This is a genomic window from Bacillus sp. LB7, assembly GCF_030449715.1.
Classification (GTDB): domain Bacteria; phylum Bacillota; class Bacilli; order Bacillales; family Bacillaceae; genus Bacillus; species Bacillus paralicheniformis.
Genome location: NZ_JASGCA010000007.1, coordinates 84229 through 105220, shown reverse-complemented (window position 1 = coordinate 105220; position 20992 = coordinate 84229). Strand labels below are relative to the sequence as shown.

The 20992-nt window shown below is 43.6% G+C and carries 18 protein-coding genes and 1 pseudogene; 17 read left to right on the top strand and 2 right to left on the bottom strand.

Going from position 1 to position 20992, the window contains the following annotated elements; all coding sequences use genetic code 11:
• Positions 1-219 precede the first annotated feature (219 nt).
• The 5 genes and pseudogenes from pflB (at position 220) to QMZ64_RS11525 (ending at position 6903) form a co-directional block, all read left to right on the top strand.
• Positions 220-2445: a formate C-acetyltransferase gene (pflB, locus tag QMZ64_RS11545; RefSeq protein ID WP_265626878.1), complete on the top strand. Its 2226-nt coding sequence runs from the start codon at positions 220-222 to the stop codon at positions 2443-2445.
• Between the two features lie 60 nt (positions 2446-2505).
• Positions 2506-3265 (top strand): annotated as a pseudogene (gene pflA / locus QMZ64_RS11540) (pyruvate formate-lyase-activating protein).
• 151 nt (positions 3266-3416) lie between these two features.
• Positions 3417-4619 (top strand): DHH family phosphoesterase, encoded by a 1203-nt coding sequence (locus QMZ64_RS11535; protein WP_265626880.1) that lies wholly within the window; start codon positions 3417-3419, stop codon positions 4617-4619.
• 92 nt (positions 4620-4711) lie between these two features.
• Positions 4712-5905: a glycoside hydrolase family 10-like protein gene (locus QMZ64_RS11530; RefSeq protein ID WP_483298499.1), complete on the top strand. Its 1194-nt coding sequence runs from the start codon at positions 4712-4714 to the stop codon at positions 5903-5905.
• A gap of 140 nt (positions 5906-6045) precedes the next feature.
• On the top strand, positions 6046-6903 hold the full coding sequence (locus QMZ64_RS11525; protein ID WP_105978827.1) for a RhaT/GlcU family sugar-proton symporter: 858 nt from the start codon (positions 6046-6048) through the stop codon (positions 6901-6903).
• A 22-nt stretch (positions 6904-6925) separates the two neighbouring features.
• Here QMZ64_RS11525 and QMZ64_RS11520 read toward each other — a convergent pair whose 3' ends face one another.
• Positions 6926-7651 (bottom strand): endonuclease/exonuclease/phosphatase family protein, encoded by a 726-nt coding sequence (locus QMZ64_RS11520; RefSeq protein ID WP_265626881.1) that lies wholly within the window; start codon positions 7649-7651, stop codon positions 6926-6928.
• Between the two features lie 123 nt (positions 7652-7774).
• On the opposite strand from QMZ64_RS11520, the gene QMZ64_RS11515 reads away from it, so the two are divergent.
• From QMZ64_RS11515 to arsC, 5 genes are all read left to right on the top strand, one after another.
• Positions 7775-8368: a YdeI/OmpD-associated family protein gene (locus QMZ64_RS11515; RefSeq protein ID WP_265626882.1), complete on the top strand. Its 594-nt coding sequence runs from the start codon at positions 7775-7777 to the stop codon at positions 8366-8368.
• Between the two features lie 153 nt (positions 8369-8521).
• Positions 8522-8788 (top strand): hypothetical protein, encoded by a 267-nt coding sequence (locus QMZ64_RS11510; protein ID WP_265626883.1) that lies wholly within the window; start codon positions 8522-8524, stop codon positions 8786-8788.
• 85 nt (positions 8789-8873) lie between these two features.
• Positions 8874-9221, top strand: coding sequence for an ArsR/SmtB family transcription factor (locus QMZ64_RS11505; RefSeq protein ID WP_265626884.1), 348 nt, complete (start codon positions 8874-8876; stop codon positions 9219-9221).
• Positions 9222-9343: 122 nt separating this feature from the next.
• Complete coding sequence (locus QMZ64_RS11500; protein WP_265626885.1) at positions 9344-10639, top strand: arsenic transporter; 1296 nt, start codon at positions 9344-9346, stop codon at positions 10637-10639.
• Between the two features lie 22 nt (positions 10640-10661).
• Positions 10662-11081 (top strand): arsenate reductase (thioredoxin), encoded by a 420-nt coding sequence (gene arsC, locus QMZ64_RS11495; protein WP_243940661.1) that lies wholly within the window; start codon positions 10662-10664, stop codon positions 11079-11081.
• 251 nt (positions 11082-11332) lie between these two features.
• Here arsC and QMZ64_RS11490 read toward each other — a convergent pair whose 3' ends face one another.
• The gene (locus QMZ64_RS11490) at positions 11333-12343 is read right to left on the bottom strand and encodes a LacI family DNA-binding transcriptional regulator (RefSeq protein ID WP_265626886.1); all 1011 of its coding nucleotides are present in this window, start codon (positions 12341-12343) and stop codon (positions 11333-11335) included.
• Between the two features lie 468 nt (positions 12344-12811).
• On the opposite strand from QMZ64_RS11490, the gene QMZ64_RS11485 reads away from it, so the two are divergent.
• From QMZ64_RS11485 to QMZ64_RS11455, 7 genes are all read left to right on the top strand, one after another.
• Complete coding sequence (locus QMZ64_RS11485; protein WP_265626887.1) at positions 12812-13822, top strand: TRAP transporter substrate-binding protein; 1011 nt, start codon at positions 12812-12814, stop codon at positions 13820-13822.
• A 33-nt stretch (positions 13823-13855) separates the two neighbouring features.
• The gene (locus QMZ64_RS11480) at positions 13856-14371 is read left to right on the top strand and encodes a TRAP transporter small permease (RefSeq protein WP_301441311.1); all 516 of its coding nucleotides are present in this window, start codon (positions 13856-13858) and stop codon (positions 14369-14371) included.
• A gap of 38 nt (positions 14372-14409) precedes the next feature.
• Positions 14410-15705, top strand: a complete 1296-nt coding sequence (locus tag QMZ64_RS11475) for a TRAP transporter large permease (protein WP_265626888.1) — start codon at positions 14410-14412, stop codon at positions 15703-15705.
• Between the two features lie 19 nt (positions 15706-15724).
• A complete protein-coding gene (locus QMZ64_RS11470; protein WP_265626889.1) occupies positions 15725-18133 on the top strand; it encodes a glycoside hydrolase family 31 protein in 2409 nt (802 codons plus the stop codon).
• A 245-nt stretch (positions 18134-18378) separates the two neighbouring features.
• Positions 18379-19449, top strand: coding sequence for a mannonate dehydratase (gene uxuA / locus QMZ64_RS11465; protein WP_265626890.1), 1071 nt, complete (start codon positions 18379-18381; stop codon positions 19447-19449).
• Between the two features lie 35 nt (positions 19450-19484).
• Positions 19485-20336, top strand: a complete 852-nt coding sequence (locus tag QMZ64_RS11460; protein WP_265627804.1) for an SDR family oxidoreductase — start codon at positions 19485-19487, stop codon at positions 20334-20336.
• A 280-nt stretch (positions 20337-20616) separates the two neighbouring features.
• Positions 20617-20991, top strand: a complete 375-nt coding sequence (locus QMZ64_RS11455) for a GntR family transcriptional regulator (protein WP_003182395.1) — start codon at positions 20617-20619, stop codon at positions 20989-20991.
• The last annotated feature ends 1 nt before the right edge of the window (position 20992 follow it).

Below are 20992 nucleotides of genomic sequence, written 5' to 3'. Positions count from 1 at the left end.
GTTTTATTTGACTTTATTATAATACAGATTCAAATAAGAAAATGGCTTCAAACAACATCCTATATTAGGAAAAACGCGATGTTCAAAGAACTTTCTCAAATTTGTTAACTATTTCACATAAATATGTGATTTTTATCACATTCAAAGCTGTTATATTGAACATAAGATATATATGCAACAACTGTTATATCATTTCAACTTGAAAAGAGGGGGATTTAAATGGAACAATGGAAAGGTTTCACCACAAACGTTTGGCAAAAAGAAGTCAATGTCCGCGATTTTATTCTCTCGAACTTTGAGCCATATCAAGGTGACGAATCGTTTCTTGAACCTCCGACGGAAGCTACATCGGCATTATGGGATCACGTAATGGACTTGACAAAAAAAGAGCGTGAAAACGGAGGCGTCCTTGATATGGATACAGAGATCGTCTCAACGATCACCTCGCACGGTCCCGGCTATTTGGACAAAGACTTGGAAAAAGTCGTCGGCGTTCAAACCGATGAGCCGTTTAAACGGTCGCTTCAGCCTTTCGGCGGCATTCGCATGGCGAAACAAGCATGTGAATCCTATGGTTTTGAATTGGATGAAGAAGTGGAAAGAATCTTTACCGATTACCGCAAAACCCATAACCAAGGCGTGTTTGACGCGTATACGGACGAAATGAAGCTCGCCAGAAAAGTCGGAATCATTACCGGACTGCCTGATGCTTACGGGCGCGGACGCATCATCGGTGATTACCGGAGAGTGGCGCTTTACGGCGTGGATTTCTTGATCGATGAAAAGAAAAAAGATGCGGCCGGCACCTCTCGGGTGATGTCTGAAGAAAACATCCGCCTTCGTGAAGAATTGTCAGAACAAATCCGGGCATTGAACGAACTTAAAGCGCTTGCAGCAAGTTATGGATTTGATATTTCCGAGCCTGCAGCAAATGCGAGAGAAGCATTTCAATGGCTGTATTTTGCCTATTTGGCTGCCATTAAAGAGCAAAACGGAGCTGCAATGAGCCTTGGCCGCGTGTCCACGTTCCTTGATATTTACATCGAAAGAGATTTAAAAACAGGCGCATTAACTGAACAAGAGGCCCAAGAACTAGTCGACCATTTTGTCATGAAGCTGCGCTTGGTCAAATTTGCGCGCACACCTGACTACAATGAATTGTTCAGCGGCGATCCGACGTGGGTAACAGAATCAATCGGCGGAATAGCGCACGACGGACGCGCACTCGTCACGAAAAACTCGTTCCGTTTCCTGCATACGCTTGACAATTTAGGTCCGGCGCCGGAACCGAATTTAACCGTCCTTTGGTCTGTCAGGCTGCCGCAAAAGTTTAAAAACTATTGTGCCAAAATGTCTATTAAAACAAGCTCGATCCAATACGAAAATGACGATATCATGCGTCCAGAATACGGTGATGACTACGGCATCGCCTGCTGTGTATCGGCAATGGCAATCGGCAAACAAATGCAGTTCTTCGGAGCACGCGCCAACTTGGCGAAAGCGCTTTTATATGCGATTAACGGCGGAAAAGACGAAAAGCATAAAATGCAAGTCGGTCCGGAAATGCCTCCGGTTGCTTCCGAGGTGCTGGACTATGACGAAGTCATGCATAAATTCGATCAGACGATGGAATGGCTTGCAGGCTTGTACATCAATACGCTCAATGTCATTCACTACATGCATGATAAATATTGCTATGAAAGAATTGAAATGGCGCTGCACGACACGGACATTTTGCGGACGATGGCCACCGGGATCGCCGGCTTGAGTGTTGTGGCCGATTCGTTAAGCGCTATCAAATATGCCAAAGTCAACGTGGTTCGCGATGAAAACGGCATTGCCGTCGATTTTGAAACAGAAGGCGACTTTCCGAAGTACGGAAATAATGATGACCGCGTCGACACGATCGCCGTTGACATTGTCAAGCGCTTTATGAAAAAACTGCGCAAGCACCAGACATATCGCCAGTCCGTTCATACGATGTCCATTTTAACGATCACGTCAAACGTCGTTTACGGCAAGAAAACCGGAAATACGCCGGATGGACGCCGCGCGGGAGAACCGTTTGCACCAGGCGCGAATCCGATGCACGGCCGCGATACTAAAGGGACGCTTGCATCGCTGTCTTCAGTGGCAAAGCTGCCTTACAGCTATGCGCTCGACGGCATATCCAACACCTTTTCGATCGTCCCGAAAGCGCTTGGCAAAGACGAAGAGAGCCGCGCCGTCAATTTATCAAGTATCCTTGACGGGTACGCCGCAAAAACAGGGCATCACTTAAATGTTAACGTATTTAACAGAGAGACATTGCTCGACGCCATGGAACATCCAGAGCAATATCCGCAGTTAACGATTCGCGTCTCAGGCTATGCGGTCAACTTTATTAAGCTGACGAAAGAACAGCAGTTAGACGTCATCAACCGTACCTTCCATGAATCGATGTAACGAGCATAAAGCGGAGCGCGGCCGAGGCGCTCCGCCCCATAAAAAGAGGTGATCTTCATCATGGATGGAAATATTCATTCGATCGAAACATTCGGCACTGTTGACGGTCCGGGCATCAGATATGTCGTCTTCACACAAGGCTGCCTGATGCGCTGTCAATTTTGCCATAATGCTGATACTTGGGAAATCGGAGCCGGAAAACAAATGACGGTTTCCGAAATCGTTCAGGATGTCCAGCAATATCTCCCGTTTATTCAAGCATCAGGCGGAGGCATCACCGTTAGCGGAGGCGAGCCGCTTTTACAACTGCCATTTTTAATCGAGCTGTTTAAAGCCTGTAAAAGCCACGGCATACACACGGCGCTCGATTCGTCCGGCGGATGCTATTCGGCGGCGCCGGCATTTCAAGAGCAGATCAAAGAGCTCATCCAGTATACAGACCTTGTTTTGCTTGACCTCAAGCATATCAACAGAAAAAAAACATATCAACCTGACAGGAATGCCGAATGACCACATATTGGATTTTGCCCGGTTTCTCGCTGATCATCAAGTCCCCGTCTGGATCCGTCATGTACTCGTTCCGGGGATCTCTGATATCGATGACGATTTAACGGCACTCGGCACGTTTATCGGCACGCTGGCAAACGTTCAGAAGGTGGAGGTTCTTCCTTATCACAAACTCGGCGTCTACAAGTGGGAAGCGCTTGGCCTGGATTATCCGTTAAAAGGGGTTGAACCGCCAAGTGCCGCCAGGGCCGAAAACGCATACAGACTGCTCACCGCCCACTTGCAAGGCGGAACTATGCTGCAAGAAACATAAACCCTTTTAACCGGACAGACTTTTTCCAACAAAAGCTGTCCTTTTTGTCTTACTGCACAACCGTATAAAAGATCCCTTTTTTTACAATAGTATGAGAAAGATGTGCCTGCTGCGGCAGGCCGACAATAAAACAGCAAGGTGGGCGGGAAGCATGTATCATTTGTTTTCTCACAACGACTTGGACGGAGTCGGCTGCGGAATTCTCGCAAAGGTGGCTTTTGGCGAACGGGTCGAGGTCCGCTACAATTCGGTCACCGGACTTGATATGCAAGTCGGGCGTTTTTTGGAACGAACAAAAGGAAAAGAAAAACAGCATGAAGGCCTGTTTATCACGGACTTGTCCGTTCATCAAGAAAATGAAGAAAGGCTGGACCAATATGCTGAAGCGGGCGGAAAGGTCAAGCTCATCGACCACCATAAAACTGCGCTTCATTTGAATGAACGCTCTTGGGGCATGGTAAAAGTTCAATATGAGGACGGCAGGCTCGCGTCAGCGACTTCTCTTTTTTATGAATACTTAATAGACAACGGCCACATTCAAGAGACAAAAGCGATGGATCAGTTCGTCGAACTCGTACGCCTCTATGATACATGGGAATGGGAGCAGACGGACGCGCTCGAAGCGAAACGCCTGAATGACCTGTTTTTTATGGTCTCTATCGACGAATTTGAGGAAAAAATGGTCCGGCGTCTTAAAGAAAGCGACGCATTTTCATTTGATGAATTCGAAGAAAAAATCCTGGATATGGAAGAAGAAAAAATTGAACGGTATATCCGCAGGAAACGGCGGGAAATCGTTCAGACCTTCATCAATGCACACTGCGTCGGCATCGTGCATGCGGAATCCTATCATTCCGAAGTGGGGAACGAACTCGGGAAGACATATCCGCACCTTGACTATATCGCCATCTTAAATATGGGCGGCAAAAAAGTGAGCCTTCGCACCATCCATGATGAAACAGATGTATCAGAAATCGCCGGCACGTTCGGCGGAGGCGGCCATGCCAAGGCAGCGGGGTGCCCGCTGACAGATGAAGCGTTCAAGCTGTATGTGACTGAACCGTTTCCGCTGGAGCCCTTGAGAGCGGATGCCTTTAAAAACGTCTATAATGTAAAAGAGTCGGACAACGGCAGCCTTTATATCAACAGGGACGAAGATCAGTTTTTTCTCTTTCCTGGAGAACACGGCTGGAACATTCAATTAAACAGCGTGACTCAGCATGAGACATTTACTTCATTCGAAGAGGCAGAACGGTTTATAAAAAGAAATTATGCTGCATGGCTCGCAAGGGATGAAGCATTTGTCCAATATTTGATGCAGCAGGTGAAACAGGCGATTCAAACGACAGGCTAAAGACTTCAACATGTCTTGGCCTGTTTTTTCATATACAAAAAAGAACAGCCGGCATATAATAACAGAAAGTTCTGATTTTTCCAAAAGGGGAGATGTTCATGAAAGAGAAGAACACAAGCTGCGAAACAAAAGAATTTCGGGCCGTGTGGATCGCCACCGTCACAAACATTGACTGGCCTTCGAAAAAAGGGCTGACAATCGAAGAGCAAAAAACAGAGTATGTGAAGCTTTTGGATGATGTGACAGCCATGGGGATGAACGCGGTTGTCGTTCAAATTAAGCCGGCGGCGGATGCGTTTTATCCTTCCGCATACGGGCCGTGGTCGGAATACTTAACAGGCGTTCAAGGAAAAGACCCCGGTTACGATCCGCTGTCATTTTTGCTCGAAGAAACCCACCGGAGAAAGCTTGAATTTCATGCATGGTTTAATCCTTATCGGATCACGATGAATCATACGGATTTGAACAGGCTCTCACACGATCACCCGGCTAGAATGCACCCCGATTGGGTCGTTGCCTACGGCAGACAGCTATATTACAATCCCGGCATTCCTGAGGCGCAGGAATTCATTGTCCAAGGCATAGCGGAGGTCGTCAAGAATTACCAAGTCGACGCCGTTCATATGGATGACTATTTTTATCCGTATAAAATTGCGGGCGTCGAATTTCCCGACTTGAGCACGTATGAACAATATGGAAAGGACCGCTTTTCAAATATTGAAGATTGGCGGAGGGACAACGTCAACCAGCTTGTCAAACAGATCAACGCCGCCGTCAAAAAAGAAAGAGCATCGGTCAAATTTGGGATCAGCCCCTTTGGTGTATGGCGAAATATAGCAGATGATCCGACGGGATCGAATACAGCCGCCGGAATGACAAACTATGACGACCTTTATGCTGACACGAGGGAATGGATCAGGCAGGGATACATCGATTACATCGCCCCGCAAATCTATTGGAGCATCGGCTTTGCCCCGGCTTCCTACGACATTTTAGTATACTGGTGGAAAAATGAAGTCAGCCAACGCCCCGTTCATTTATACATCGGACAAGCAGCCTATAAAATCAATCAAAACTCAGATCCCGCCTGGTCAGACCCTGAAGAATATCCGCGCCAGATCGCCTTAAACCGCGCCTCAAATGTGATGGGAAGCATCCATTTCAGCCTGAAAGATTTAAATCGGAACCCGCTCGGCATAAAAGACAGGCTGATCCAGGACTTGTACAAAAAACCGGCAGCTATTCCCGGTATGCCTTGGCTTGACAGCGTAAACAGCAAACAGTGAAAACTGATATTTTAGTGATACGGCCGCCGGTAACAGTACCAATCCATTTTGACAACGTTCAAAATGGATTTTTTGTGTTAAAAATCGCATGTATCGTGCACCTTAATAGATAAAAACAAGGAAAGAAAGGTTTAAATCAAATGGACATTTTCTTAGCGATTTTACCAGCGATTTTCTGGGGAAGCATTGTGCTCTTTAATGTAAAGCTTGGGGGCGGACCGTACAGCCAGGTGCTCGGTACGACATTCGGCGCTTTAATTTTTTCAATCGGAATCTACTTCGTCGTCCAGCCTGAATTATCCCCCCGTATATTTGCCGTCGGCGTCGTCTCCGGACTATTTTGGGCGCTCGGTCAGACCAATCAGCTGAAAAGCATCAAGTTGATCGGCGTGTCTAAAACGATGCCGATCTCAACAGGACTTCAGCTTGTATCCACTTCTTTGTTCGGCGTGCTTGTTTTTCGCGAGTGGGCGACGACAATCTCGATTGTTCTCGGGATTCTGGCGCTGATTTTCATCATCGTGGGAATCGTGCTGACATCGCTGGAAGACCGCAGCCAAAAATCGGAGGAAAAAACCGGCGACATGAAAAAGGGAATCGTGATTTTGCTGATTTCCACATTCGGCTATCTCGTGTATGTCGTCGTCGTACGGCTTTTCGATGTCAGTGGCTGGGCGGCTCTTTTTCCTCAGGCTATCGGCATGGTAGCCGGTGGCTTGATCTTGACATTCAGGCATAAGCCGTTTAATTTTTACGTCATCAAAAATATCATTCCGGGTTTAATCTGGGCAGCCGGAAACATGTTTTTATTCATTTCCCAGCCGCGGGTCGGCGTAGCGACCAGTTTTTCGCTATCGCAGATGGGAATCGTCATCTCAACGCTCGGCGGCATTATTTTGCTCGGCGAAAAGAAAACGAAGCGGCAGCTGATCGGTATCGCCATCGGCATTATATTAATCGTCACAGCCGGCGTTTTGCTGGGCATTGCAAAAGCTTAAGGACGGCTTCTCAAGCCGTCCTTTAATATGTGACAATGCCCTTAAGCGGCAGGTGGTCGGAAGCGCTCGGATCAACGGCGACAACTTCAGCCGCTGACACATGAAAAGACCGGCTGAGGAAGATGTAGTCCAAGCGCCGTCTCGGGCGGTGCGAAGGGTAGGTGAACCCCTGTCCGTATTGTCTTTCATCCCACAGGTCGGCCAGTTTTACCGAGACCTTTGTCCATCCCCGTGAACGAGGCTTCATATTAAAGTCTCCCATGACGATCACAGGCCGATCGCTCTCTTGAACCCTCTCGATTAAAAAATCCGTCTGCTTGCCGTGAAGCCACGGATTCAGACTCAAATGCGTAACAAAGACGCGAAAGAGCCGATCACCGATCCGGACATCAGCCTCAAGAAGAGACCTTCCTTCGATCAGCCCTTTGACAAAGTTGAATGAATGATGCCGTTCTTTCACAATTGGAAAACGCGTTAAGAGAGCGTTCCCGTATTGCCTGTTCACTGAAGAATCACCGGAACTCAATGAAAGGGAGGGGCAGTACGCATAGTGCATGTTCAATTGTTCTGCTAACGAACCGATTTGGTCTTCGTAATCGCTTCTATTGGAGAAATGCTGATCCACTTCATTAAGACCAACGATGTCGCAGCCGCTCTCTGCGATCACACCGGCTGTTCTCTCTAAATCAACGCGACGATCCCTTCCTTTTCCATGATGGATATTAAACGTCATGATGCCAAATTTCATAATCAACCCGCCTCTTCTTTAAGCTAAGCATATTGTACCTCCGGAACGATTAAAATATTTCTGCTGTCGGCGGAGCGAGATTAGGTTAAAATGACATTATGATATAAAGAGGAGTGTTCCTTGATGGCAAATAGCAGAACAAATCCAAAGGTTGATGAATTTTTAAGCAAAGCCGAGAAGTGGAAGAAAGAGTTTGAGAAGCTGCGTCAAATTGTTCTTGACTGTGAGCTGAACGAAGATTTCAAGTGGAAGCATCCTTGTTATACGTTCGAGAATAAAAACATCGTCTTAATCCATGGATTTAAAGAATATTGTGCGCTCTTGTTTCATAAAGGCGCATTGTTAAAGGACCCCAACGGGATTCTCATCCAGCAGACGGAGAATGTCCAAGCCGCGCGGCAGATTCGATTCACCAATGTACAAGAAATAGCTGAAATGGAAAACATCTTGAAAGCTTATATAAATGAAGCGATTGAAGTGGAAAAAGCCGGTCTTGAAGTCGATTTTAAAAAGGCTGCGGAATATACGATTCCAGAAGAACTGCAAAAAAAATTCGCTGAAATCCCGGCTTTAAAAACGGCTTTTGAAGAATTGACGCCGGGCAGGCAAAGAGCGTATATTCTTTATTTTTCTAAACCAAAACAATCGAAAACCCGAGAGTCGAGGATTGAAAAATATACACAGCAAATTCTCGATGGAAAGGGATTGAATGACTAGTCTATTGACAGAAGCGCTGTCATTGCCGAGCCAAGCTGAAAAAATGGCCGAAGAAACGGTGAATTGATCAGAACCGCTCAATTTAAATCCTCCGAGTCCTCGGGGGATTTTTAGCTCCTGTTCATTGTATAATTATGATTTGGAGGGATCATATTGCAAAACGTACTTACGTATATTTCATTGCCCTTGGCCATCATTCATATGGGAATCCTTTATGTCTGGCTTTTTCATTGGGAGCTGCTTGCTACAAAAACCGGATGTTTCATCTGGAGCTGTTCGATCATCATGGGCTTCATCCTTTTTACCGGCCGCAAAAGCGCCATGATAACAACACGCCTGATTTTTGCTTCAACATTAATGGTCATCATTTTAGTGATTTTCACATTGGCTATTGATGCTGTCACAAGCTCCATGCCCTGATGATCACCGCTTGATTATATAAAAAAACATTTATATAATGGATGCAATATACCGTCTGCAAAGCGCCTGAGATTGGAGGAATGTCATGACCGTACAAACGAAGCTTGATTCGAAAAGCACGGTGAGCTGCATGAAGATATTGAGCGATTCTACCCGGCTCTTGATCCTGAAACTGCTTCAGGAGAAACCTTATTGCGTCTGCCAGCTTGTCGATATGTTTGAAACAAGCCAGCCCGCAATCAGCCAGCATTTACGAAAGCTGAAAAGTGCAAATATGATCAAGGAAGAAAGAAGGGAACAATGGCGCTTTTATTCACTTCATGACGACTTTCCGGAGCGTGATTTGGTCCTTGCCATTCTCAAACAGATCGATGAACACGATGAGGTTCTTCAAACCGTTAAAAGAAAAGAAAGGCCCGTTTCGTGCCAATAAACAAACAGAGGGAGGACGGTCCCTCTGTTTCATATGCATTTATCATATAAGTATTGACTTATATAATAATTTTATTATAAGATGTGTCCGGAGAGGAAACTTATGAAGGAGGCGTACACGCGATGACGACAGTCTTAGCCACTTTGATTTTTCTGCTGACTCTCACGCTCGTGATTTGGCAGCCGAAAAATTTATCGATCGGCTGGTCGGCCTGCGGAGGTGCAGCGCTGGCTTTCATCGCCGGGGTCGTCAATTTTCAGGATGTATTAGATGTGACAGGAATCGTATGGAATGCGACTTTGACTTTTGTCGCAATCATCATCATCTCCCTGATTCTTGATGAAATCGGATTTTTCGAGTGGGCCGCCCTGCACATGGCCAAGGCAGCGAAAGGAAACGGCATTCGGATGTTCGTCTATGTCTCCTTGCTGGGAGCCGTAGTAGCCGCGCTGTTTGCCAATGACGGAGCTGCTTTAATTTTGACGCCGATTGTCCTTGCCATGGTACGCGCGTTACATTTTCAAGAAAAGCTCGTTTTTCCTTTTATTATCGCAAGCGGATTTATCGCGGATACGACATCGCTGCCGCTTGTCGTCAGCAACCTTGTCAATATTGTCTCAGCAGACTTTTTCAACATCGGATTTATCGAATATGCAACAAGAATGATTGTTCCAAATCTGTTTTCGCTTATTGCAAGCATGATCGTACTTTTTTTGTTTTTCAGAAAAAGCATTCCGCGGCATTATGACATGACAAATGTAAAACAGCCGGCAAAGGCGATTCAAGACAGGAAAATGTTCCGCTTGTCATGGCTGATATTAGCCGTTTTGTTGGCGGGATACTTTATCAGCGAACTGCTCGCAATCCCCGTCTCAATCATCGCAGGCGTGATCGCCGTCATTTTCTTATTCACAGCGAAAAACAGCCCGGCGGTGCAAACGAAGAAAGTGCTGAAGGGAGCGCCTTGGGCGATTGTTTTCTTTTCACTAGGAATGTATGTCGTCGTATACGGTTTGAGAAACGCCGGCTTAACGGACGTTCTCTCACAGGTCATACAGACTGTCAGCGATCAAGGGCTGTTTGCCGGAACAATCGGAATGGGCTTTATCGCAGCCATCCTGTCTTCATTCATGAACAATATGCCGACGGTGATGATTGATGCACTAGCGATTCACAGTACCGACACACACGGGATTTTCAGAGAAGCGCTGATTTACGCCAATGTCATCGGCTCTGACCTCGGTCCGAAAATCACGCCGATCGGCTCCTTGGCGACGCTTTTGTGGCTTCACGTCCTTTCACTGAAAGGCGTAAAGATTTCTTGGGGAACCTATTTTAAAACAGGTGTCATTTTGACCATTCCAACCCTGTTCATCACGCTTGCCGGACTTTATGTGTGGCTGTTGATCATCCATTAAACATGATAGGAGAAGATGACCAATGTCAAAAAAGACCATCTATTTTTTATGCACAGGCAACTCTTGCCGCAGCCAAATGGCTGAAGGCTGGGCGAAGAAATATCTCGGAGACGATTGGAATGTCCACAGTGCAGGGATTGAAGCGCACGGTTTAAACCCAAACGCGGTCAAAGCCATGCGAGAAGCAGGCATCGATATTTCCGAGCAGACGTCCGATATCATTGATCCCGATATCTTACACAACGCAGACCTCGTCATTACGCTGTGCGGGGACGCGGCTGATAAATGCCCGATGACACCTTCGCATGTCAAGCGCGAGCATTGGGGTTTTGACGATCCCGCCAAAGCAGAAGGGACAGAAGAACAAAAATGGGCTTTCTTTCAGCGCGTGCGCGATGAAATTGGAGAGCGGATCAAGCGATTTGCGGAGACAGGTGAATAAATACAAAGCTCAAGTATTGTTACTTGAGCTTTGTATTTTTTAGAAACATATAAAAACACGTCTGGAAAGAACGTACCAGAATGCATGCGGCCCTTCATGTAAAAATATAGAAATCAATCAATGCACCCGAGGAATTCTGGAAAATCCATTGCCATCGGCTGGACGAGTACCAAGGGATTCGCGGCGGTCACTAAAAAACTACAGGCCGGGGACTTTTCACTTGAAAAAGAAAAGATGACCTGACTTAAATGTTACTTGTTTTCTTTACCTAAAACTGCTGGAGAAGCGCATGACATTCTAATGTTTAATTCAGGATCCATTTTTTGAGTTAATGGGATTGAGCCCGGCTCACGAATAAGAGTCAGCAGAGAATCAACCATTTTGTGAGCCAATTGATCGATTGGAACCCCGACGCTCGTCAGCGGGGTTTCAAGGCTTGCCATTTGAGGAATATTATCATAAGAAATTAAAGATAGGTCTTCCGGTATACGGAGCTGTTGTTCTTTTACGGCTCGTAAAATCCCTACACTGATATCGTAGCTTCCGCTAATGATTGCTGTAGGTTTTGTGGTTTGTTGTAATAGCTTTTTCGCAGCAGTGTAACCGTTATACCAGCTTAAACCATTAGTATTTAAAATACTATTTCGACTTAATTTCAAACCGGCTTCCATCATCACCTCTTCAAACCCTTTGCTTTTTTCAATCTGACGCTTGTCGGCTGGGGAGAGGTCGCCGACGTAGCTAATGTTTTTGTGGCCGAGTTGATACAGATACGTAACGGCTTTGTAAATTGCTTTTTTATGATTAACATCGATAATAGGATGTGTATGTTCACCCGACACTCCGTAAGATAAGATAGGAATCGTTAATCCAGCAGCATCACTAAGCTGAGTTTCTCCGCCTTCTTCAAAAATCATGATCCCGTCCACGCGAAAACTCTTGAACAATTCTACTGCCTCTTTAGCTTTGTTAACAGACAAAATCATTGAATAGCTGTTCTTTTCGACCACTTCATTTATTTTTGTAACAAGTGCCGATAAAGCGATTCTTTCAATTGTAGGCCAGACAAGACCGATCGTTTGACTTTTTTTAGATGCCAAGCTTCTCGCTGCAAAATTCGGAGTATACCCTAATTGTTCGGCAACTTGCAAGACCTTTTTCTTTGTATCCGGTTTTACAAGAGGGCTGTTTCTTAAAGCCTTTGAGACTGTTGAATAGCTTACTCCGGCAGCATGGGCGATGTCTTTGATGGTTACAGTCATTTTGGATCCTCCAAAAAATCTTTAAAAATATAATATTGCAAATTTTCCGAAATGATTTTATGATAATAAATAACAACGTTGTTATTATAAATGATACATCATAAAATAACAATCATATACATCTGCCGAAGGAAATAACAACGTTGTTAAAAAAACTTTTCGGATGATGAAGCAACGTTTATTTTTAACAACGTTGTTAAACTTACCGTAAAGGAGGGGAAGGGTGAGAAAGACGATCATCTAATGTCTTGCACCACTAAAATATTACACAAATTGTTACTGAACATAATCGGAAACGGGATTCAGGGGATAAACCGAAACATACAATGCAAAAATTCTGCTTATTCGTTCACTATTTGAGCGAAATTGTAAACGCTATCAAAAAAATATGACGATGAAAGAAAACATGAATCGCAATCAATCATTGGTTAGAAAGCAACGGTCCATGAGATTCAAGGAGGGTAGTTCATGAGAAAAATGCTATCCGTGTTTTTTGTATGTGCTTTAATCTTTGGAATGCTTACGGGGTGTAAAAGCAGCGATGTAATAGGCACCGATAAAACCGTAACGTTACGGCTTGCTCACAACCATAATGAGGAGCACCCCGTCCACAAGTCTTTACTCAAATTTTCAAAAGACGTAGAAAAGAAAACCAATGGCACTGTTAAAGTGCAATTGTATCCAAATGCTCAGCTCGGTTCAGAGCGTGAAGTGATTGAATTGACACAAACCGGGGCTGTCGATTTGGCTAAAGTAAGTGCAAGCGCTTTAGAAAGTTTTTCAGAGGTCTACTCCATCTTCAGCCTGCCTTATTTATTTGACAGCAAACATCATTTCTATGAAGCCATGGACAGTGATATTGCAAAAGACATGTATGATACAACGAAAAACATAGGTTTTATTGGATTAACCTACTATGATGCCGGTTCACGGAACTTTTACACAAAGAACAAACCGATTATGCACCCAAATGACCTTAAAGGTTTAAAAATTCGGGTACAGCCGAGTGCTACAGCGATTCGAATGGTAGAACTCATGGGTGGAGCACCTACTCCAATGGATTATGGAGAAGTGTATACAGCATTGCAGTCAAGTGTAATCGATGGCACCGAAAACAACGAAATGGCTTTAACAAGCAGCAATCACGGGGAAGTGGCAAAAGAATATTCGTACTCAGAACATGCGATCGTTCCGGATATTTTAATCATGAATTTGGACAAAAAGGATCATTTAAGTGAAGAGCAGCAGCATGCGGTGATCGAAGCGGCGAAAGAATCTACTGAGTATCACAAAATCGTTTGGGCTGAAGAAACTGAAAATGCGGTTAAGAAAGCAAAGAAAATGGGAGTGAAGTTCCACAAACCAGACAAGACTCCATTCCGGGAAGTGGTAAGCCCGCTTCATGATAAGTTTGCCAAAAAAGAATTGATCGGAAAATACTATAAAGAAATTCGTGCGAAAGCTAAAAAAGTAAAATGACTCTGGATGAATGAGCAGGGAGGAGGGATGTATATGCTAGCTTTAAAAAAAGCAGTGAATAAAACGATTGAATGTTTGACTTGCGCACTAATGGCCATCATGGTTTTGGTTGCGATATGGCAAGTATTTACGCGATATGTACTAAATTCCCCCAGTACGTTTTCAGAAGAATTTTTACGCTATTCACTGATATGGATCTCTATGTTGGGCGGCGCCTATGCATTTTGGAAAAAAAAGCACTTGGCGATTGAATTTATCGTTCGAAAACTTCCAATAAAAGCAGCTGTTTTCCTTCATACTTTCATTCAGATTCTTTTGATTGCTTTTGCTCTGATTGTGTTGGTTTTAGGAGGTTCGAAAGCAGTGATCACCACAATGGAGCAATCTTCAGCAGCATTAGGGATACCGGTTGGATTTGTTTATCTATCACTTCCTGTTGCAGGCATACTCATCATTGGATACAGCTTGGCCGGTTTATATGAATCTTTACATGAATTCAATTCAAAACAAAAGTCAGGTGATGATGTAAAAAAAGCAGCAAAGATGTGACTGAGGCTTTTTAAAAACTAAAAAAGAGGTGAAATGATATGGCCATAGCAGCCGGTCTCATTTTATCGGCAGTATTCTTCATATTGTTGTTTCTCGGCGTTCCGATTTCTGTAAGCATTGCGACGGCGTCCATTGTAACAATGCTTACCATTTTTCCTTTTGATGTTGCCATTTTCACTTCGGCGCAAAAAATGGTCACTGGAATCGACAGCTTTGCTTTATTAGCGGTACCGTTCTTCATTTTATCAGGCATTATTATGAATAATGGCGGTATTGCAATGCGGCTCATTAACTTCGCAAAATTGATCAGCGGCAGGCTGCCCGGTTCTCTGGCCCATACAAATGTTGTCGGAAACATGTTATTCGGTTCGATTTCCGGTTCGTCTGTAGCTGCTGCTGCTGCAATCGGCGGGGTCATGTCGCCGCTGCAAGAAAAGGAAGGATATGACCGGACTTACTCTGCAGCAGTAAACATTGCTTCTGCACCAACTGGTTTACTTATTCCGCCCAGCGGTCTTTTGATCATTTTCTCATTAGTCAGCGGCGGAACATCTGTAGCCGCTTTATTTATGGCGGGCTATTTGCCCGGAATTTTGTGGGGGCTGGCTACGATGGTTGTCGCCTATATGATTGCAAAAAAGAAAAAGTATCCTGTTGCGCCAAAGATTACGATGAGTCAAGGTTTTAAAGTGCTTCTCGATGCGATTCCAAGCCTGTTGCTCATTGTAATCGTAATCGGGGGTATTATCGCCGGTATATTTACAGCAACTGAAGGTGCAGCAATAGCGGTGGCTTATTCCTTATTGTTATCGCACTTTTATAGGACATTGAAATGGAAACAGCTCCCCAAAATGCTGCTGGAAACGGTCGAAATCACAGCCGTTATTATGTTTTTGGTTGGGACTTCAACGATGCTGTCATTGGTCATGGCGTTTACAGGCATACCGACGGCAATCAGCGATGGAATTCTAGGGATTACAGATAACCCCATTTTGATCCTGCTGATGATGAATATCATCTTATTAATAATCGGTACATTTATGGACATCACTCCGGCTGTTTTAATTTTCACTCCAATCTTTCTGCCAATTGTTCAAAGCTTTGGCATGGATCCCGTGCATTTTGGAATTATGATTGTATTTAACCTTTGTATCGGCAATATCACTCCTCCTGTGGGAAGTGCTCTGTTTGTGGGATGCAGCATAGGTAAAGTTGATATTGAACGAGTGGTTAAACCGATTCTTCCATTTTACGCTGCGATCATGATCGTCCTTTTAATTGTTACCTACATTCCACAAATCAGCTTAATGCTGCCTCAATTATTTGGACTTTAAGACAGGAGGCGTCTGTTTAATGTCAATTAAAGAAACCTACATGTTTACATTTATAAAAGAAGAGAAAAATGTGCTGCATTTTCATTTAAATGACAGCAATGCGCAAGCAAAAATATTCATTCTTGAAGAAGATATGATTCGGATTTTGCTGACAGAGGGAGAAGCGTTAACGCTTGAAAAAACGTGGAGTGTCGCGCCTGGACAGATCGATGTACCATGGGAGGGACGCCATCGTTTAGACATGAGCGGATTTACATTGCCTCAATACGAATGTCAGCAAATCAAAGATGTTTTTATCGTGAAAACCGGCAAGATCAAGCTTCATGTTCAATTGAACGGTTTTAGGATCAGCTGGTTTTATCACAATGGTTCTGAATGGATCAATGTTGCAAACGATCGGCGAACACAAGGGTATAATTTTGAAGGGGCTTTTGGAAAGGGCGTATACCATTATTTACAACGCGATTTCCAGGAACAATATTTTGGATTTGGCGAGAAAACGGGAAACATCGATAAACACGGGAAACGCTACCGGATGTTAAATATCGATGCGATGGGGTATGACGCAGAGTGGTCAGATCCGCTATACAAACATATTCCATTTTATATTACACGCCATAAGAAAACAGGCATTTCCTATGGAATTTTCTATGATAATCTATCAGCTTCCATTTTTGATATGGGTTTAGAGCTTGATAACTATCATGGACTGTACCGCTATTATCAGGCCGAAAAAGGGGATTTAGACTACTACTTCATAGCCGGTCCGAAAATAAAAGATGTAGTCGAAACATTCTCTTGGTTGACAGGCAAAACGATCTTGCCGCCAAAATGGAGTCTGGGCTATTCAGGCTCTACGATGAGCTATACCGATGCTCCAAATGCACAAGAACAATTAAAAAATTTCGTTCATCTTTGTGAAGAACATGATATATTATGCGATTCGTTTCAGTTATCGTCAGGATACACATCTATCGGTGACAAACGTTATGTCTTTAACTGGGATGAGAGCAAAATTCCTGCTCCAAAAGAGATGGTGCAACAATTCCATGAGAAGGGCGTGCGCTTATGCGCCAACATTAAACCGTGTTTGCTAAAGGATCATCCGTACTTTGATGAACTAAAAGAAAAAGAAATGTTTATCGTAAACGGAGAAACACAAAAACCGGAAATGGCTCAATTTTGGGATGATATTGGAGCTTATTTAGACTTCACGAATCGCCAAACGTTCGACTGGTGGAAGGCTCAAGTGACAGAAAAGCTGTTGGAATACGGAATTGATTCAACCTGGAATGACAATAACGAGTTTGAAATATGGAGTCAAAACGCCAAGTGTCACGGTTTCGGCAAAGAAGTGGAATTTGAACTGATCCGCGCGCTTCATCCGCTTTTAATGATGAAAGCGTCTTTCGAGGCGCAGCTAGAACATAACCCGGAATTACGCCCGTATTTGATCTCAAGATCCGGCTGTCCCGGCATGCACCGTTATGCACAAACTTGGACCGGTGACAACCGAACAAGCTGGAAAACATTAAAATTTAATATTCAAACTGGCATCGGTTTAAGTTTATCAGGCATTTACAATTTCGGCCATGATGTCGGGGGATTTTCAGGACCGGCCCCTGAACCGGAGCTATTCGTAAGATGGGTGCAAAACGGCATCATGCATCCGAGATTTACCATTCATTCGTGGAACGATGACGGGACAGTTAATGAACCATGGATGTTTCCTGAAACAATCGATGAAATCCGTGAACTCATTAAGTTTAGACATAAGATCATCCCTTACATTTACACCGCGCTATATGAGGCGCACCAACATTATCAGCCGATCATTCGACCGACATTTTATGATTTTGAACATGATGAGAAAACATTTGAAGAAAACGATGAATTTATACTTGGTGAATCTTTGCTGGTTGCATCTGTCGTCGAAAAAGGAATGACGGAGCGGGAGGTGTATTTACCAAACTATGAAAAAGGCTGGTACGATTTCCATACGGGAATTTGGCATGAAGGAGGAAAGACAGTCGTTCTGCCTGCACCATTACATTATACTCCGCTATTAGCGAAAGCGGGAGCGATCGTTCCGGTAAATGATGCAAAAGTGACATTCCAAACAAAGAACCGAGATGAAAGAGGATTTTTGTTATTCCCATTCAAAGGAAAAGGAAAATCGACTTATCGTTTGTACGAAGATGATGGGTTAACAAATGAATATACTTATACATTTGCCTTTATTCATGTCGATATGGAAACAACAGTAGACGGGATCAAGCTTTCAATACAAAAAGAAGGAACATACGAGTTACCGTATGATCAACTCACTTTTCACGTACCAAATGGAGAAAAGAGAAAACTGATCGTAAATGGCACAGAGCTGGAAAGCAAGAACGGAGAGTTTTCTTACAGTTTGCCGTGTGGTTAAAAGATGAAGGCCACATGATGATAATGGTTTCCATTACTCGAGCAAGAATCTTTGGCCGCGGTTACATCCCGGCAAGCTGAATTTTGTCATCGAGCATAATACATGAATCATTATCACGAAAATTTATGTAAGCGAATACTAATCAGCAAATTCTTTTTTGGAAAATCGGTCCAATATATTGTGATTGTCATGCGAAATGATGACATCGAATGTTAAATAAAAAGAGGGAAGAGGATGGGAGAGCCATGCAAATGACGTTTCGATGGTATGGAGACAGCGATCCGGTCACATTAGAGTATATTCGGCAAATTCCCGGCGTTACTGGAATTGTTTCGGCTATTTATGATATTCCTGTAGGGGAAGCCTGGCCTTATGAGAAAATTGCAGAGTTAATAGAAAAAATTGAAAATCATGGTTTATCGTTAAGTGTCATTGAAAGTGTACCTGTCCATGAAGATATTAAATTAGGTCTTCCGACAAGAGATCAATATATTGAAAACTATAAAACGACGATACGCAACTTGGCAAAAGCGGGTGTTAAAATCGTTTGTTATAATTTCATGCCTGTCTTTGACTGGACTCGTTCTTCTTTAGACTATGCACTAGAAGACGGTTCTACAGCATTAATTTATGAAGAAGAAAAAGTTAAACAAATGAACCCTTTGCATGGTGAACTAAAACTTCCCGGTTGGGACACAAGCTATGAAGATGGACAGCTAAAGAATCTTTTTCAACAATACCAGCACGTTACGGAAGAGGATTTATGGGAAAATCTTTCGTATTTTATTAAAGCGGTTATACCGGCGGCAGAAGATGAACAAGTCAAAATGGCGATTCACCCGGATGATCCGCCATGGCCTATCTTTGGACTGCCTCGAATCATAACGAACAAAGAGAATTTGGAGCGGTTGACTAATCTCTATGACAGCTCCTTTAACGGTTTGTGTTTATGCAGCGGGTCGCTGGGAGTAAATTCAACAAATGATATTCCGGAATTGATTCGTTATTTCGGAAAAAAAGGAAAAGTCAACTTTGTGCATCTGAGAAACATTAAGATCAACGGGGAAAAGTCATTTCAAGAATCTTCCCACCGTTCAGAAGACGGTTCTTTAGATATGTATGAAATCGTAAAAGCATTAAGAGATATTGATTTTGCCGGGCCAGCCAGACCGGATCACGGGAGAATGATTTGGGGAGAGACCGGAAAACCGGGTTATGGTTTATATGACCGGGCGCTGGGTGCAGTGTATTTAAATGGAATGTGGGAAACATTGACGAAAGAAAAGAAGCGGATCGCCTTTGAATGCAATAAATGAACAAACTAACTAAAATGCAGAGACGGGGGATGAATGTGCAGATACCTTTTCATGTCAACTTGAAAGATAAGGTGGCTGTAGTGACAGGTGGAGGCGGCATTTTATGCAGCTGTTTCGCTAAAGCATTAGCTCAATGCGGTGCAAAAGTAGCAGTAGTCAGCCGAAGAGTTGAATCGGCTGACAGAGTAGCGAAAGAGATCCAAGAAAACGGAGGCGAAGCACTTGCTCTTACAGCAAACGTCCTTGATAAACAAAGCCTTGAACAAGCGAAACAACTCATTAACAGAACCTTCGGCAGATGCAATATCCTAATTAACGGTGCAGGCGGCAACCATCCAAAGGGAACAACAGATAAAGAATATTTGTATAAAAAAGACTTGAATACTAAAGAATTGACTACGTTTTTTGATTTAGAAATAGAGGGTGTAAGGTCTGTATTTGATGTAAACTTTCTTGGCACACTGTTAACCACTCAAGTATTTGCAAAAGACATGGCTGATCACGACGGAAATGTGATCGTTAACATCTCATCCATGAACGCCTATACGCCGCTTACGAAAATTCCCGCCTACAGCGGTGCAAAAGCGGCTGTCAGTAACTTTACACAATGGCTTGCTGTGCATATGTCAAAAGTCGGTATTCGTGTCAATGCCATTGCCCCAGGCTTTTTTCTTACCGCCCAAAATAGGAGCCTATTGCTCAATGAAGACGGAACGTATACAGAGCGGGCACAAAAAATTATCAACCAGACGCCGTTGGAGAGATTTGGGGTTCCGGAAGATTTAATCGGAACATTATTATGGTTGGTAAGCGATAAAGCATCGCAATTTGTCACTGGAACCATCATACCGGTCGATGGAGGATTCTCCGCCTATTCTGGAGTATAACGAAGAGGATTTGCTCCAAAAAGCTGATTTTCAACACTGATAAAAATCCCAATTTCTCTGTGTCACATTGAGAAATTGGGATTTATTCATTCAATTTTTCCTTTTTACAGGCAAGAAGATAAACAACATTCTTGTATGATCTGCTTCCTTATTTCTTCAATTGCTACGTAATACAAAATCTTTTCAATTGATAGGCATTGTTTTGTTATTGTTTGACAAAGGTGTTATAACTGTTTATATTGTATATATACAGTTATAACGAATAGAGGGATGTCATGCTTTGAATATCATCATTTCAAATTCATCTGATGAACCGATTTATTTGCAGATCGTCAACCAATTAAAAGATCAAATTGTCAAGGGAGAACTCTCGGAGTCTGAGGCGCTTCCATCGATCAGAAACCTGGCCAAAGAGCTTAAAATCAGCGTAATTACAACAAAAAGAGCCTATGACGAGCTGGAGAGAGAAGGGTTTATCGTCACAGTTGCGGGAAAGGGCTCATATGTCGCAGCCATCAACAAAGACATGCTGCGAGAAACAAAAGTCAAATTGATCGAAGAACACATAGCAGAAGCCGTCACTGAAGCGAAACAAATCGGCTTTACATACGAGGAACTCCAAGAGATGCTCAAACTGGTTTATGAGGAGTGGTAAA

Coding starts and splice junctions, on each gene's coding strand:
- QMZ64_RS11535 (WP_265626880.1), top strand. CDS start 3,417: ATGTATCATTTGTTTTCTCACAACGACTTGGACGGAGTCGGCTGCGGA.
- pflB (WP_265626878.1), top strand. CDS start 220: ATGGAACAATGGAAAGGTTTCACCACAAACGTTTGGCAAAAAGAAGTC.
- QMZ64_RS11470 (WP_265626889.1), top strand. CDS start 15,725: ATGTCAATTAAAGAAACCTACATGTTTACATTTATAAAAGAAGAGAAA.
- QMZ64_RS11515 (WP_265626882.1), top strand. CDS start 7,775: ATGGCAAATAGCAGAACAAATCCAAAGGTTGATGAATTTTTAAGCAAA.
- QMZ64_RS11475 (WP_265626888.1), top strand. CDS start 14,410: ATGGCCATAGCAGCCGGTCTCATTTTATCGGCAGTATTCTTCATATTG.
- QMZ64_RS11525 (WP_105978827.1), top strand. CDS start 6,046: ATGGACATTTTCTTAGCGATTTTACCAGCGATTTTCTGGGGAAGCATT.
- arsC (WP_243940661.1), top strand. CDS start 10,662: ATGTCAAAAAAGACCATCTATTTTTTATGCACAGGCAACTCTTGCCGC.
- uxuA (WP_265626890.1), top strand. CDS start 18,379: ATGCAAATGACGTTTCGATGGTATGGAGACAGCGATCCGGTCACATTA.
- QMZ64_RS11520 (WP_265626881.1), bottom strand. CDS start 7,651: ATGAAATTTGGCATCATGACGTTTAATATCCATCATGGAAAAGGAAGG.
- QMZ64_RS11505 (WP_265626884.1), top strand. CDS start 8,874: ATGACCGTACAAACGAAGCTTGATTCGAAAAGCACGGTGAGCTGCATG.
- QMZ64_RS11530 (WP_483298499.1), top strand. CDS start 4,712: ATGTTCATGAAAGAGAAGAACACAAGCTGCGAAACAAAAGAATTTCGG.
- QMZ64_RS11485 (WP_265626887.1), top strand. CDS start 12,812: ATGAGAAAAATGCTATCCGTGTTTTTTGTATGTGCTTTAATCTTTGGA.
- QMZ64_RS11500 (WP_265626885.1), top strand. CDS start 9,344: ATGACGACAGTCTTAGCCACTTTGATTTTTCTGCTGACTCTCACGCTC.
- QMZ64_RS11480 (WP_301441311.1), top strand. CDS start 13,856: ATGCTAGCTTTAAAAAAAGCAGTGAATAAAACGATTGAATGTTTGACT.
- QMZ64_RS11490 (WP_265626886.1), bottom strand. CDS start 12,343: ATGACTGTAACCATCAAAGACATCGCCCATGCTGCCGGAGTAAGCTAT.